14 protein-coding genes are annotated in these 12,442 nt (G+C 63.3%); 7 read left to right on the top strand and 7 right to left on the bottom strand.

All coding sequences use genetic code 11. The features are described 5' to 3' along the window. The first annotated feature begins 3 nt into the window (after positions 1 to 3). Positions 4 to 678 carry a molybdate ABC transporter permease subunit gene (gene modB, locus M0D67_RS06340; protein WP_266237957.1) on the top strand — a complete coding sequence of 225 codons (675 nt, stop codon included), beginning with the start codon at positions 4 to 6 and terminating at the stop codon, positions 676 to 678. Between the two features lies 1 nt (position 679). Next, entirely contained in the window at positions 680 to 1,381 is a 702-nt protein-coding gene (locus tag M0D67_RS06335; RefSeq protein ID WP_171927051.1) for a sulfate/molybdate ABC transporter ATP-binding protein, read from the top strand. Between the two features lie 20 nt (positions 1,382 to 1,401). Here the strand turns inward: M0D67_RS06335 and M0D67_RS06330 are convergent, their stop codons facing one another. Both M0D67_RS06330 and M0D67_RS06325 read right to left on the bottom strand, forming a co-directional pair. Next, on the bottom strand, positions 1,402 to 2,238 hold the full coding sequence (locus M0D67_RS06330; protein WP_266237955.1) for a TOBE domain-containing protein: 837 nt from the start codon (positions 2,236 to 2,238) through the stop codon (positions 1,402 to 1,404). Positions 2,239 to 2,370: 132 nt separating this feature from the next. Next, complete coding sequence (locus M0D67_RS06325) at positions 2,371 to 2,754, bottom strand: tautomerase family protein (RefSeq protein ID WP_266237953.1); 384 nt, start codon at positions 2,752 to 2,754, stop codon at positions 2,371 to 2,373. 100 nt (positions 2,755 to 2,854) lie between these two features. Here M0D67_RS06325 and M0D67_RS06320 point away from each other — a divergent pair, with 100 nt between their 5' ends. After that, entirely contained in the window at positions 2,855 to 3,706 is an 852-nt protein-coding gene (locus tag M0D67_RS06320) for a LysR family transcriptional regulator (RefSeq protein ID WP_266237950.1), read from the top strand. 88 nt (positions 3,707 to 3,794) lie between these two features. Continuing rightward, positions 3,795 to 4,718: an HTH-type transcriptional regulator ArgP gene (locus tag M0D67_RS06315; RefSeq protein ID WP_266237948.1), complete on the top strand. Its 924-nt coding sequence runs from the start codon at positions 3,795 to 3,797 to the stop codon at positions 4,716 to 4,718. 13 nt (positions 4,719 to 4,731) lie between these two features. On the opposite strand, the gene M0D67_RS06310 is transcribed toward M0D67_RS06315, so the two are convergent. Continuing rightward, positions 4,732 to 5,340 carry a hypothetical protein gene (locus tag M0D67_RS06310; protein ID WP_266237946.1) on the bottom strand — a complete coding sequence of 203 codons (609 nt, stop codon included), beginning with the start codon at positions 5,338 to 5,340 and terminating at the stop codon, positions 4,732 to 4,734. A gap of 112 nt (positions 5,341 to 5,452) precedes the next feature. Here M0D67_RS06310 and M0D67_RS06305 point away from each other — a divergent pair, with 112 nt between their 5' ends. Together M0D67_RS06305 and M0D67_RS06300 are read left to right on the top strand one after the other, a co-directional pair. Further along, complete coding sequence (locus M0D67_RS06305; protein WP_054034811.1) at positions 5,453 to 5,890, top strand: MbcA/ParS/Xre antitoxin family protein; 438 nt, start codon at positions 5,453 to 5,455, stop codon at positions 5,888 to 5,890. Next, complete coding sequence (locus M0D67_RS06300) at positions 5,887 to 6,588, top strand: RES family NAD+ phosphorylase (RefSeq protein ID WP_097394811.1); 702 nt, start codon at positions 5,887 to 5,889, stop codon at positions 6,586 to 6,588. The genes M0D67_RS06305 and M0D67_RS06300 overlap by 4 nt, the downstream gene beginning before the upstream one ends. Positions 6,589 to 6,609: 21 nt before the next feature. Here the strand turns inward: M0D67_RS06300 and M0D67_RS06295 are convergent, their stop codons facing one another. From M0D67_RS06295 to M0D67_RS06280, 4 genes are all read right to left on the bottom strand, one after another. Continuing rightward, positions 6,610 to 7,347: a metallophosphoesterase gene (locus M0D67_RS06295; protein WP_266237943.1), complete on the bottom strand. Its 738-nt coding sequence runs from the start codon at positions 7,345 to 7,347 to the stop codon at positions 6,610 to 6,612. Positions 7,348 to 7,495: 148 nt separating this feature from the next. After that, positions 7,496 to 8,923, bottom strand: a complete 1,428-nt coding sequence (locus M0D67_RS06290; RefSeq protein WP_266237940.1) for a cytochrome c — start codon at positions 8,921 to 8,923, stop codon at positions 7,496 to 7,498. A 20-nt stretch (positions 8,924 to 8,943) separates the two neighbouring features. Continuing rightward, entirely contained in the window at positions 8,944 to 10,545 is a 1,602-nt protein-coding gene (locus tag M0D67_RS06285; protein WP_266237938.1) for a GMC family oxidoreductase, read from the bottom strand. Between the two features lie 112 nt (positions 10,546 to 10,657). Then, positions 10,658 to 11,317 carry a sugar dehydrogenase complex small subunit gene (locus M0D67_RS06280; RefSeq protein ID WP_266237936.1) on the bottom strand — a complete coding sequence of 220 codons (660 nt, stop codon included), beginning with the start codon at positions 11,315 to 11,317 and terminating at the stop codon, positions 10,658 to 10,660. A 364-nt stretch (positions 11,318 to 11,681) separates the two neighbouring features. Between M0D67_RS06280 and M0D67_RS06275 the strand changes: the two genes are divergently transcribed. Then, positions 11,682 to 12,344: a DUF1345 domain-containing protein gene (locus tag M0D67_RS06275; protein ID WP_266237934.1), complete on the top strand. Its 663-nt coding sequence runs from the start codon at positions 11,682 to 11,684 to the stop codon at positions 12,342 to 12,344. Positions 12,345 to 12,442 lie beyond the last annotated feature (98 nt).

Here is a 12,442-nt window from a genome sequence, read left to right as displayed (position 1 = left end):
CACATGCAACAGGCCTGGATTCCGCTCCTGCTGTCACTGAAAGTGGCGGGCTGGGCCACCGCGCTCAATCTGGTGTTCGGCGTCGCGGCCGGTTTCGGTTTGTCGCGCTGGCGCTCCGGCGCGCGCGATGTGATCGATTCGCTGCTCATGCTGCCACTCGTTTTGCCGCCCACCGTGCTCGGCTACTACCTGCTGGTCCTGCTCGGGCGGCGCGGCGTGATCGGCGGATGGCTCGACAAGCTCGATATCCAGTTGGTGTTCACCTGGCAGGGCGCGGTGATCGCGTCGACGGTGGTGGCGTTCCCGCTCGTGCTGAAGTCGGCGCGCGCCGCCTTCGAATCTGTCGATCCGCAACTCGAGCGGGCCGCGCGCACGCTTGGCGTCAGCGAAACGGCGGTCTTTTTTCGCGTGACACTGCCGCTCGCCGGCCGCGGCATCCTCGCGGGCGGTCTGCTGGCGTTTGCGCGGGCGCTCGGCGAATTCGGCGCGACGCTGATGATCGCGGGCAACTTGCCGGGACGCACGCAGACGCTTTCGGTTGCAGTCTATTCAGCCGTGCAGGCCGGCGACGACAGCACCGCCAATTTCCTCGTGCTCGTGACTTCGGTGACGTGTGTCGTGATCCTGTTGCTCGCGGGCCGTCTGGTGCCGCAGCACACGCTTTTGACGTCCCGCTGATATGCTGCTCGCCGTCGACATCCGCAAGACCTTTGAGAGCGCCGAGCGCCATTTCACGCTCGACGTCTCGTTCAAGGCGACCACGCAGCGCGTCGTGCTGTTCGGGCCGTCCGGCGCGGGAAAGAGTTTGACGCTACAAGCCATCGCCGGCTTGCTGCGCCCCGACGAAGGGACAATCACGCTGCACGGCAACGCGTTGTTCGACAGCGCGCGCGGCATCGATCAGAAACCGCAGGCACGCAAGATTGCGTATCTGTTTCAGGACTACGCGCTGTTTCCGCATCTGAACGTGCGGCAGAACATCGGCTTCGGGTTGCAGCAGGGTTGGCTCAATCCGCGCGCGCGAATCTCGCACCCACAAGTCGATTACTGGCTCGACGCGCTCGAGTTGAAAAGCGTGGCAGGAAATCATCCGGCGCAGCTTTCGGGTGGACAGAAGCAGCGCGTGGCGCTGGCGCGGGCGCTGGTCGCTGAGCCGCGCTTGCTGTTGCTGGACGAACCGTTTTCCGCGCTCGATAGCGCGCTGCGTCAGCGTATGCGCAGCGAGCTGTCGGACCTGCAGACGCGTCTGGATATTCCGATGGTGTTGATCACGCACGATCCCGACGATGTCGCCGCGTTCGGCGATCAGGTCGTGCAGGTCAGCGATGGTTGCGTGCGTGAGAACCATCCGTTTGCTGGGTACGAGCGCAGCGTGCCATAACGTCAGCGCCCTCGGCTCATTCAATCCTTCACGCCAAGAATCACGCTCGACGCCTTGAATACCGCGACCGCAGTCCCGCCTTCCACAAGCCCAAGCGTATCGACGCTTTGATTCGTGACGACCGCGGTAATCACCGCGCCGCCGTCCAACAGCAGCGACACCTCCGCGTTGACCGCCCCGCGCTTCACGCTCTGCACCGTGCCGCGCAACTGATTGCGCGCAGATAGCTTCAGCGGCGCACCAGTTTCATCTTCGACGAGCAGCACCACCCATGACGCCTTGATTAGCGCAAACGCCGCCGCCCCCACCGCAAGGCCCAAAGTCTCCGTACTTTCATGCGTGACTACGGCGACGATCATATGGCCGCCTGGTAGCGCCAGCGACACTTCATCGTTGACCGTCCCGCGCGTGATTGCCGACACCGTTCCATAAAGCTGATTGCGTGCGCTCGTTTTCACGCCGATGCGGCCGATCAGATCCCAATCCGTGGCAAAGCCTTCGATCGCCGCGCCAGCGCGTTCGAGAAAACGCCGATGCTCGCGTTCGACCGCCCGAAACGTATCGATCAGTTTCACGGCGCGCGGCGTGAGTATCGTGCCGCCACCGCCTTTACCACCGGTCGAGCGCACGACGAGCGGCTCGCCGGCGAGATTGTTCATCGTGTCGACGGCGTCCCACGCGCCTTTGTAGCTCATGCCGATGGCTTTCGCCGCGCTGGTGATCGAACCGGTCTCGCCGATCGCCGCGAGCAGCGCGATCCGTGACGCGCCGCCGAGCGTTTGCGCGCCTGCCTTAAACCAGACAGAGCCGCCAAGTTCGAGGGCTTCGTGGGGCGGATCGGTGCGATCGGATGTCATGGCGGCAGGGGGCGATGTGCGAGGAAAGGACAGCGAACCATTATAGCGATGCATTGCTGCCTGTCGGACTGCCCCGCGCATCCATTCCCGCCCGCCTCAGTTACGCGCAGGCCACCTGAGTTCGTCAGTCACTCAAAGCGCGTACTGAGCGATCCCATTACCGAACGACCAGTTCTCCTTCAGCACCTCGACGAGATTGATGAACACATCCTCTCGTCGCAGTCCCGGCGATTCCGCCAATTCGTCCGCCATGCGCTTGTACAGCGCCTTCTTTTGTTCGAGCGTGCGCGTATTGTTAAACGTGATCTGAATCACCACGAGATCGTCGCTGCGTTCGATGTTCAGATACTGCTTGTCGTACACAAAATTGCCGGCTGCGTGCTCGGTGATCAGCATGAAGATGTCGTCTTTCGGCACATTGCACGTCTCCACCAGCGAACGCTGGATGCTCTCCGTCAGCGCCTTCCGGTATTCCTCTGACTTGCCGGCGCGCAATGCGATTCGTGTGAGCGGCATGATGAAACTCCTTGGTTGCCGTGATTGGGTAAACACAGCTTAGGCGCGCTCAGTCATAATGAACAGCCATCTTTGGCTATTTCATCCATATTCAACTGAAATGAAAGTCCTCGATCTCGATGCGGTGCGCGCCTTCGTGCTGGTCGCCGATCTGCACAGCTTCACGCGGGCTGCGGACGCGCTCGACACCACGCAATCGGCCGTCAGCCTGAAGCTGAAACGGCTGGAGGCGCATCTCGGCAAGCAGTTGTTGGAACGTACGCCGCGTGTCGTGCGCCTTTCTGCGGATGGCAATGCATTCCTTGGCGCGGCCCGCGATCTGCTGAGCGCACATGAGCGGGCGCTGGGTTCGTTGTCCGTGGAGCGTCGGCGGCTCACGCTGGGGCTGAGCGAGCACGTCGCGGGAACGAACTTGCCGCAGTTGCTCGCGCGGCTCAACGCGCACGATCCGGGTCTGGTGGTCGAATTGCACCTAGGCACGTCCGCGGCACTGCTCGCGCAATTCGATGAACGCCGCCTCGACGCCGTGATCGTTCGTTACGGCGCCGACGAGCCGCCGCGTGACGACGCGCAAGTGCTGTTCAGCGAGCCGCTTGGCTGGCTCGCCACACCGGAATGGCTGCCGCGCGCCGGCGAGCCGTTGGCGCTGGCGCTGCTAAGTCCGCCGTGCAATGTGCGCGACGTCGCGCTGCACACGTTGAATGAGGCGGAGGTTGCATGGCAGGAAGTGTTCGTCGGTGGCGGTGTGGCGGCGGTCGGCGCCGCGGTCGCGGCCGGCCTGGCAGTGTCGCCGCTGGCGCGCAGAGTGGCGCCGCGTGGATTGATCGATGTCGGCGCACGGCTGGGTTTGCCGCCGCTGCCGGAATCACGCGTGACCCTGCATTCGCGTGTGAGGGATGCGCGGTCGATGGAGACGTTGCGGTTGGTGACGAATGGGTTGGCAACGCAATGACAAAACGACATCTCGCCCTAAACCATGAATAAAGTTCGCCGGCTTCGCTTAAGCTGGAAAACTAACCATTTCATTTAAAAGTAGATCAGTGGACCTCGACCCCCGACAAACCGCCGCCGTCCGCGCGGTCATCGAAACCGGCAGCTTCGAGCAGGCTTCCGTGCGCCTGAACATCACATCATCGGCGGTATCGCAGCGTGTGCGGGCGCTCGAAACGCGCCTGGGCAATCCGCTGATCGTGCGCACGCGGCCCTGTCGCGCGACGCCGATGGGCCAGCGTCTGTTGCAATATCTACGGCGTGCCGCCCTGCTCGAAGACGACTTCGCCAGCGATCTCGCGGGCGCCAACGAAGCGCTGCTGAACGTCGCCGCCGCAGTCAACGCAGATACGCTGTCCACTTGGTTTTTCCCCGCGCTCTCCGAGATCCTGCTGCAGGAAAACGTGCTGCTCGATCTGACCGTCGACGACCAGGATCACACCCACGCGCTGCTCGCCTCAGGCCTCGCAATTGGCTGCATCACCACCGAACCGGCGCCGATGCGCGGCTGCTTCGCGGAACGGCTCGGCGCGATGCGCTACCGGCTGGTGGCGTCGGCGGCGTTCGTCGAGCGATGGTTTCCGAACGGCTTAACGCGTGAAGGCGCGCGGCGCGCGCCGGTGATCCTGTCCTCACGCAAGGACGCGTTGCAGGCGCGCTTTCTTGAGACGCGCTTCGGCCTGCCCCCGGAAGCTTATCCGTGCCACTACGTGCCCGCGCCAGTGCCGCGCTACATGGCGATCCAGCGTGGCCTCGCCTATGGCATGGTGCCCGAACTGGAATTCGGCGATGCCGTCGAGCGCGGCGAACTGGTCGACCTTGCGCCGAAGCAGCCCACCGACGTCGAGTTGTACTGGCACGCCTGGAAGGTCCAGTCGCCACGCCTCGAAAAGCTCTCGGCGCGCATCGTCGAACTCGGCCGCACGGCGCTGGGTCCGCCGGGCACCAAGGCCAAACGCAAACGCGCCGCCTGAATAGAACAGAGGGTCAGTGGAGAATCGGCGGCAACGACCCGCTGCTGGCGGTCGCCAGATTAGCGGGCGCGGTCGCCGCGGGACTTGCCGCTACGTTTGCGGCCTTGGCAGGCGCCTTCGTGTGAACCACGGCCGGTTTGGCCACGCTGGTTTTCGCCGTCACATTGACCACCTTGGCATGCGCTGCATGGCCTTGAACCAGGTCGGCGTGCATGATCCGGCCCTGCCCCGATTTCGCCTGAGCGAGTTGTGCGTGCGGCTTCTTACCCTGCGCCACCACCGCTGCCTTCGACTTAGGTTTGCCCGCGCCCTTCACCACGCCACCGTGGCCAACATTCCTGGCGGCGACCTTCTTCACGCTGCCGTGCGCTGCCGGCTTGGCACCGCTCTTCGACACCGACGCGACCCGTTGCGCCCCATGCTGCCCCTTCGCCGCCTGCTTCGAACCCGTCTTCGCGCCGGCGGTAGACTTGACCTTGGCGGCACCCGTCGTTTTCTTTGCGTGCTTCGCCGCATGCCCGGTCGACTCGGGCGGATTCCACACTTCCGCATAACCAGCGGCCATTGCCGCCCCGGACACGCACCACACTGCAACTGCCGTTGCTACTGCTCGAACCCACATCTCCTGCTTCTCCTGATCTTCGACTTCATAACGAGTCGGGATTATATTCTCTTGCAAAAATCCATTTCTAGACTAATATCAACAATAAGTACAGATAAGGACTCACCCCATCATGGCTCACGCCGCCCGCGTCACCCAGCCCGAACCGCCCATCCGCCGGCCGGTTTCGGAACCCACGCTCACGGAAATGTCGGCGGCAGGCCTGCGCGCGTTCTTCAACATCGCGCGAGACTGGGACTTGAGCGCCGAGGAGCAGATCGTGTTGCTCGGCTCGCCGGGCCGTTCCACCTACTTCAAATGGAAATCCGCGCCGGGAACCGCACGTCTGGGGCGCGACACGCTGGAACGCCTGTCGCTGCTACTCGGCATCTATAAGGCGCTGCAGATCCTGCTGCCGCAGCCCAGCGCCGCCGACACCTGGATCAAGCGCCCCAACAGCGCGCCGCCGTTCGGCGGCCGCCGCGCGCTGGACCGCATGCTGGCCGGCAACATCAGCGATCTCGTGGCCGTGCGCCAGTATCTCGACGCGATGCGAGGCGGCTGGGCGTGACAGAACCGCATTGGCAGCACCGCTGGCGCAGCGCGCCGCTCGACTGGTCGCCCGCGTATCGCGTGATTCCAACGCGCTTTCCGGCCGTTAATCTGTTCGACCGGGTCGCATCGCCCGAAGATTTCGACGCGCTCTACGCGCTCGAAGCGATGACCAACGACCGCCTGCGCACCGAAGTCGGCGAACTCGATCTCGTGCCACGCGAAGAGCGCCGGTTCGGTCCGGGCTATGGGCCGATCATGGCCGCGTTGACACACCTGAATCCACTCGGCAGCCGTTTCTCGGACGGCACGTACGGCGTGTTCTATTGCGCCCGTTCGCGTGCCACTGCGATCGCGGAGACGCGCTACCACACAGGGAAATTTCTGGAGGCGACAGCCGAGCCACCCATGCGGCAGCAGATGCGGCTCTACACCGTCGTGGCGCAAGGCAACGTGGTCGACATCCGCGACGACGCATCGCTCGATCTCGCGGTGCTGTCGCCCGACGACTATGTCGCCGGACAATCGCTCGGCCGTGCCGTGCGCGAGGGTGGTGCGCCGGGCATCGTGTATCCATCGGTGCGGGATGACGAAGGCGAGTGCCTCGCCGCGTTCAGAACCACGCTGCTGCGCGATTGCCATCACGCGGCGTATCTGGAATACAACTGGAATGGCACGAGCATCGATATCGTGTTCGAGCTCAATCAGGTGGGCTAAGAGCTAAGAGACTCGAAACAATCAGGGTAGGGCCAACGCCGCCGCCCCGCTCTCCCGCGCCGCCTCAACCGAGATCGACCAGCGCCGCAATGCCTGTGGCTCCACGATGGTCAGCTTGCCACCGGGCCCGAACGCGCCGGTGTCGATGAAAATCTGCGAGCCGATCTGCTGGATGTCGCGCATCGGCGTATGGCCGCAATAGGTCAGCGAAAGCCCATGCTGCCGCTGCGGATCGCCATTGCCCAAGGCCAGATCCCGCCCCCACAGCAATTGCTGGCGCGTTTCGGCGGAAAAATTCCCGGCGTCGAGTTCGGCGTCCGTGCCGAAGAATTCGGCATGCAGAATATTAAAGCGCTCCTTACCGCTGCCGACCACGCGTACGAGCGGCAGTGGCCGCAGACGTTCGGCGTAGTGCTGCAAGCGTTCGTCGGACAAACTCGCCGCCCATATCCCGCCGATGCCATACCACCACTGGCGCCGCAAGCGCCCATCGGCGACAGCGCACAAGGTATCTTCATGATTGCCGAGCACCGCGTGAAACCACGGCTTGTCGAGCAGGGCCAAAGCCTGCTCGGAATGTTCACCGCGGTCTACCAGATCGCCGACCGAAAAGAGCCGGTCACGCGCCGGATCGAACGCGATGTCGCGCAGCAGATAGCGCAGCGCATCGACACAGCCGTGCAAATCGCCGACGACAAAGTCGCGGCCGCTCCGATTGGCCGGATGATGCTGGACGGAGTTGACGAGTACGGAATCCATTCGCTCATGATAGTGCGGCATCCGCAAGTGCGTATGCGCGTTGCCTATCTTATCCTGACGTCCCGCATCGTTCGAATGACGTAGAAACGACGCAAAAACGGCGCGCCTCCGGCAGAACTTACCGGAAAACGCGCCGTTCGCGCACTCATTATTGCTGGGCACGCAGCTTGGCGACCTGATCCACCGTTACCGTGGACTGCGGATTGCCGAACTGTTTGGTCACGTAATTGGTGATAGCCGCCACCTGGTCGTCGGTAAGCTGGGTGCCGAACGCGGGCATCAACACGTCAGCCTGTTTCGTAGTACGGCTAACGCCGTGCAGGATCACCATCGCCAGATTGTTGGCGTCGCTCGCGCCGACCGCCGAGTTGTGAATCAGTGACGGATACGCGCCCGGCGCGCTGGCGCCGACACCCTGACCGGTCCAGTTATGGCACGTCGCGCAATTGGCGATGAACAGTTGCGCACCGTTCACCGCGTTGATCTTGGTGCCGCGCAGCGCGGTGACATCGTCGACGGCGGGATTGCCCCACTGGTCGCGCGGACGCGATTCGCCGCCGTTGATCGGCGGCACCGAGCGCAGATACGTGACGATCGAGCGGACGTCCTCGTGCGTCAAATATTGCGTGCTGTCGGTCACCACCTCGGCCATGGGGCCCGCCGCATTGGCTCGACCAGACGCTGCGCCGGTCGACAGATACGCCACCAGCTCGTCATCGCTCCAGTTGCCCACGCCGCTGTTCTTGTCCGACGTGATGTTGTACGCATGCCAGCCGGCCTGCACCGCGCCGGAGAGACGCGAACTCGTCTTCAAGCCCTGCGTGAAATTGCGCGGCGTATGGCATTCCTCGCAATGCGCAAGGCCCTGGACCAGATACGCGCCGCGATTCCATTCGGCGCTTTGCTTCGGATCGGGCACGAAGCGGCCTTCGTCGAAATTGAACAGGTTCCAGAACACCATCAGCCAGCGCAGATTGAAGGGGAATTTCAGGCTGTTGCTCGGCGGCGCGTAGTGGATCGGCGTGAGCGTGTTCAGATACGCGCGAATCGCCAGCACGTCCTGATCGGTGACCTTGGTGTACTCCGCGTATGGGAAGGCCGGATAGAGCCGTTCGCCGCTCTTGCCGACGCCTTCATGCATCGCGCGTAGAAAATCGGCGTCGCTCCATTGGCCGATGCCGGTATCCGGGTCGGGCGTGATGTTCGGTGTCACGATCGTGCCGAACGGTGTGTTGATCGGCAGGCCGCCCGCGAACGGGCGGGCTTTGTCAGCCGTGTGGCAGGCGACGCAATCGCCGGCGCGCGCAAGGTATTCACCGCGTTTCACGAGATCGTTGCTGGCCACCGCCGTCGGTGTGGCCGCCGCATTGTCCGGTTGCGCAGCGTTGTCCGCGTGGGCCTGCGTGATCGGCAGCTCGTCGTTATGTCGTGCGGTCGGCCCATGCGCTTCGTGCCAGGCGACATACAGCGCAAACAGCGAAAAGACGGCCGCCAGCGTCGCCACCCGGAAGTGCCGACGACGCGCACGCTGGGCAAGCGCATCGGCCGGCTGCACGCGAGAGGTGTTCTTCGTCATTGTGGCTCTCCGTTCAGGGCTCAGATTTCACGCTTGAGCTTGTCGGCCAGTTTCAGCGACAAGGCGGCGATCGTCAGCGTGCAATTCACGGAGGCAGCAGTCGGCATCACGCCGCTGCTGGCGATGAACAGATTCGAGTGATCGTGTGTACGGCAATCCGCGTCGACAACCGAATCCTCCGGATCGCTGCCCATGATGGTGGTGCCCATGATGTGATTGTTCGGCGCGAAAGTATCGTCGAACGAGACCTCGGCGCCGCCGAACAGCGAGGCGATCTGCGCATACAGTTCATGCGTGTTCGCCGCGCTCTTCTTCACGTAATCGTTGATCGAGTAGTAGATCTCGGGCTGCGGAATGCCGAGCGCATCCTTGTGATCCGCCGAGGGCACCACGCGGTTCTGCGGCTCCGCCAGATGCTCGTGAAAACTGTTGATATTCAGCGTGCGCGACGCGCGGTCGCGAATCTGCCGGTCGAGTTCGGCACCGGTGAGGCCTTGTTTCAGCAGATCGGCGGTCACGCTCATGGTCGGCACGCCATTCGACAGATGCAGCTTTTTCGCCGCGTAATCGGAGCGGAACGCGCCGTCGCGGAAGTTGACGATCGAGGTCATCTCCATCGGCCCGCGTCCGGGCCACAGCGGTTCGTTGGCGAGGAAGGTGACGCCCGTGCCCGGATGATCCATCAGGTTGCGGCCCACCTGGTCGGAGCTGTTGCCAACGCCGTGCGGGAATTTGTCGGAAGTCGACATCAGCATCAGCTTGGGCGTTTCGATGCCGTTCGCGGCGAGCACGAACAGCTTGCCGGTCACGCGAGTGCTGTTGCCGTTCGGGTCCTTGTAGTGGACGGCCGTGATGAGCCCTTTGTTGTCCGCTTCGACGCGGTACACGACCGCCTCGGGAATCAGCTTCGCGCCGGCCTGTTCGGCCTTCTCTGCGTGCACCACGCCGTTGTACATCGCGGCGATCGGGCAGATCGGCATGCAGTTGTTGTTGCCACAGCAGGTGGGCCGCGCATCGTACGGACGGCTGTTGCGCGCCACCGGTTCGGGCACAACCTTGAAGCCCTGTGCGTTGAGCACGTCGCTAAAGCGCTGATCCATGTACGACAGCGGCAACGCGCTCATCGGGTAGGGCCTGGAGCGCGGCGAACCGAGATCGATCGTACTGGCCGGACCAGAAACGCCCAATTGCATTTCAGCCGCTGAATACCAAGGTTCCAGCGTTTCATACGGATAAGGCCAATCACGTCCCACGCCATACAGCTTGTGCAACTGGAAGTCCGACGGCAACAGCCGCCAAGCAGCGGCAGCCCAGTGCCACGTCGTGCCGCCGACCAGCCGCACATACTGTGAGTTATACGGATAGTCGCCTTTCTGGATCAGATAATTGTTGGCGGGTGCGTACTCGGGATGCGGCGCGTAAGGCGTGGAGGGATAGGGCGTCGCGAAGTCGGACTTGGCCGGCGAATTGCGGAAGTTCTCGACGATCTGCCAGCGCGGAATGCGCGGCCCGGCTTCGAGCAGAATCACCGACGCGCCGGCCAGCGCCATTTGATGCGCGACCAGTCCACCCGCCACGCCCGACCCGACCACGACGATGTCGGCGGAATTTGAGTTTGCCATTGTTGCCCTCTTTTACTGGCTTATCTTTGCTTGCTGATCTCGCGTGCCGGCGTTTCGTCGAACGGCTCAATCAGGCCATGCGACGACAAGGCACGCGTGAGAGGAACATCGGTCAGGCGCTCACCGGTTTCTGCGTCCAGTAGAACGGCACGTCGCGGCAATAGGACGGAATCGTCAGCACGTCTTTGACCGGCTCGAACATCAGCGCTTTTTCATAAGCGACCACATCCACATGCGGCATGTCGCCCACGAGACCGAGATACCACGCGCGCATGATCGCGCTCACGGATTTCGCGAGCGCCGGCTGATCGACCTGCAAGGCCTGAGTGACCGTATCGGACGGCACGCCGCCATGGCCTTGCAGCCACGTGTTGAGCGCGGCGACGTTCTGGGGGAACTGGCTGTCGGATTTGGCGAGGGCGTCGTAGACGCGTTTGCCGAGCACGGCGTCGAAGCCCGTGTGACCGGTGAGACGCTGCGAGAGCGCAAGGAAGGCATCGAGTCCGCCACCGGCGGGCGCGGTGTCAGCGAGCGCCGGCGCGATCCACGAGAGCGAGCGGCCTGCCCCGGCAAACGCGAGCGCCGCGGCCGTTGCGCATGCGCCTAGCACCCAGGCTCTGCGCGAGGCCGAAAACGATGCATGCAGCGAAGATGAGCGAGTGGATCCCGGCGAAGAAAGCGGCGAAGAGGACTTTGGCGACGTTGACGACGAAAACCTGGCCAGATGCGTCACGTCATGGTGCGCATCTTTATTCTCAGGAACATCTGTCATGGGGGCTCCAGATGGTGAGTTGATCGTGAGTTGTTCTCAACAGACAACGCCGCCGTAGCGTGATGCCTTTGGCGCGCTGCGTCGATTTCTCTACCCCAAACCTGGTCTGGCGCCGCTTAAGCGGTCTTGTGTGGCTGCATGATGCCGATGCGAGCCGCATTACGTGCCGATGACAGCCTTGTGAAAACAGCCTGACTGCGCGGCACGCGCGGCGAAAAACCCGCCGCCTGCCAATCGCCTTTCAACTGAAAGCGGCCCGCAAGGCCGTTGCGAAAGACTATAGCCTGTGATTCCCCCATTCGACAAATGGTGCCCGAAGCGCGAGTAGAATCCGCGGCACAGACGGCCCTTCACCCTATATCTCATGCTCCTAAAATATTATCCGCAGGTTCTTCGCAATCGACCCCGCATGCTGATCGGCCTCGCCGTCGGCGTCGTGGCCGCGCTGCTGCTTCCGGAACACGCACGCCCCATGGTGCGTATTCTTGCCGGCTGGGATGCCGCGGTGTGGATCTACCTCCTGCTCATGTGGGTGCACATGGCCGCCGCCGACGAAGGCCGTGTCCGCGAATTCGCGCAGCGCGACGATGAAAACGCGGGCGTGGTGCTGGTCGTGATCTGCGTCGCAACGGTCGCCAGCATTGCCGCGATCGTGCTCGAACTGGCCTCGGCGAAGGGCACGGCCGGCGCCTCGACTGCATGGCACTACCTGCTGACCGGCCTCACGATGTTCGGCGCCTGGTTCATGATCCCGACCATTTTCACGTCGCACTACGCGCGGCTTTACTACGACCCGGATGCACCGGAGACCCCCCTGCTGTTTCCCGACCACAAGCTCCAGCCGAACTACTGGGATTTCCTGTACTTCTCGTTCACCATCGCCGTGGCCTCGCAAACCTCGGACGTGGTGTTGCGCTCGCGGTCGATTCGCCGCGCCGCGCTCGCGCAGTCGATCCTGGCGTTCTACTTCAATGTCGCCGTGCTCGGCTTGTGCGTGAACATCGCAGCGGGCTTGCTCGGCTCTTGACCGGCCGTGCTTCCTTAAAAATCTTTTCCCTCTCGACGCTTGCCCCGCCGGCCGCCACTTCGCCTTTTGCGGCCCCGGCGGCCCCCGCGCCCGCGTCG

This window comes from Paraburkholderia sp. SECH4 (assembly GCF_030511745.1).
GTDB lineage: Bacteria > Pseudomonadota > Gammaproteobacteria > Burkholderiales > Burkholderiaceae > Paraburkholderia > Paraburkholderia madseniana.
Note: the sequence above shows the minus strand (reverse complement) of the source record. Positions and strands in the feature narration are given on the sequence as shown.

Excerpts from the sequence above, each read along its gene's own strand:
- modB (WP_266237957.1), top strand. The coding sequence starts at position 4 with ATGCAACAGGCCTGGATTCCGCTCCTGCTGTCACTGAAAGTGGCGGGC.
- M0D67_RS06335 (WP_171927051.1), top strand. The coding sequence starts at position 680 with ATGCTGCTCGCCGTCGACATCCGCAAGACCTTTGAGAGCGCCGAGCGC.
- M0D67_RS06330 (WP_266237955.1), bottom strand. The coding sequence starts at position 2,238 with ATGACATCCGATCGCACCGATCCGCCCCACGAAGCCCTCGAACTTGGC.
- M0D67_RS06325 (WP_266237953.1), bottom strand. The coding sequence starts at position 2,754 with ATGCCGCTCACACGAATCGCATTGCGCGCCGGCAAGTCAGAGGAATAC.
- M0D67_RS06320 (WP_266237950.1), top strand. The coding sequence starts at position 2,855 with ATGAAAGTCCTCGATCTCGATGCGGTGCGCGCCTTCGTGCTGGTCGCC.
- M0D67_RS06310 (WP_266237946.1), bottom strand. The coding sequence starts at position 5,340 with ATGTGGGTTCGAGCAGTAGCAACGGCAGTTGCAGTGTGGTGCGTGTCC.
- M0D67_RS06305 (WP_054034811.1), top strand. The coding sequence starts at position 5,453 with ATGGCTCACGCCGCCCGCGTCACCCAGCCCGAACCGCCCATCCGCCGG.
- M0D67_RS06295 (WP_266237943.1), bottom strand. The coding sequence starts at position 7,347 with ATGGATTCCGTACTCGTCAACTCCGTCCAGCATCATCCGGCCAATCGG.
- M0D67_RS06290 (WP_266237940.1), bottom strand. The coding sequence starts at position 8,923 with ATGACGAAGAACACCTCTCGCGTGCAGCCGGCCGATGCGCTTGCCCAG.
- M0D67_RS06285 (WP_266237938.1), bottom strand. The coding sequence starts at position 10,545 with ATGGCAAACTCAAATTCCGCCGACATCGTCGTGGTCGGGTCGGGCGTG.
- M0D67_RS06280 (WP_266237936.1), bottom strand. The coding sequence starts at position 11,317 with ATGACAGATGTTCCTGAGAATAAAGATGCGCACCATGACGTGACGCAT.
- M0D67_RS06275 (WP_266237934.1), top strand. The coding sequence starts at position 11,682 with ATGCTCCTAAAATATTATCCGCAGGTTCTTCGCAATCGACCCCGCATG.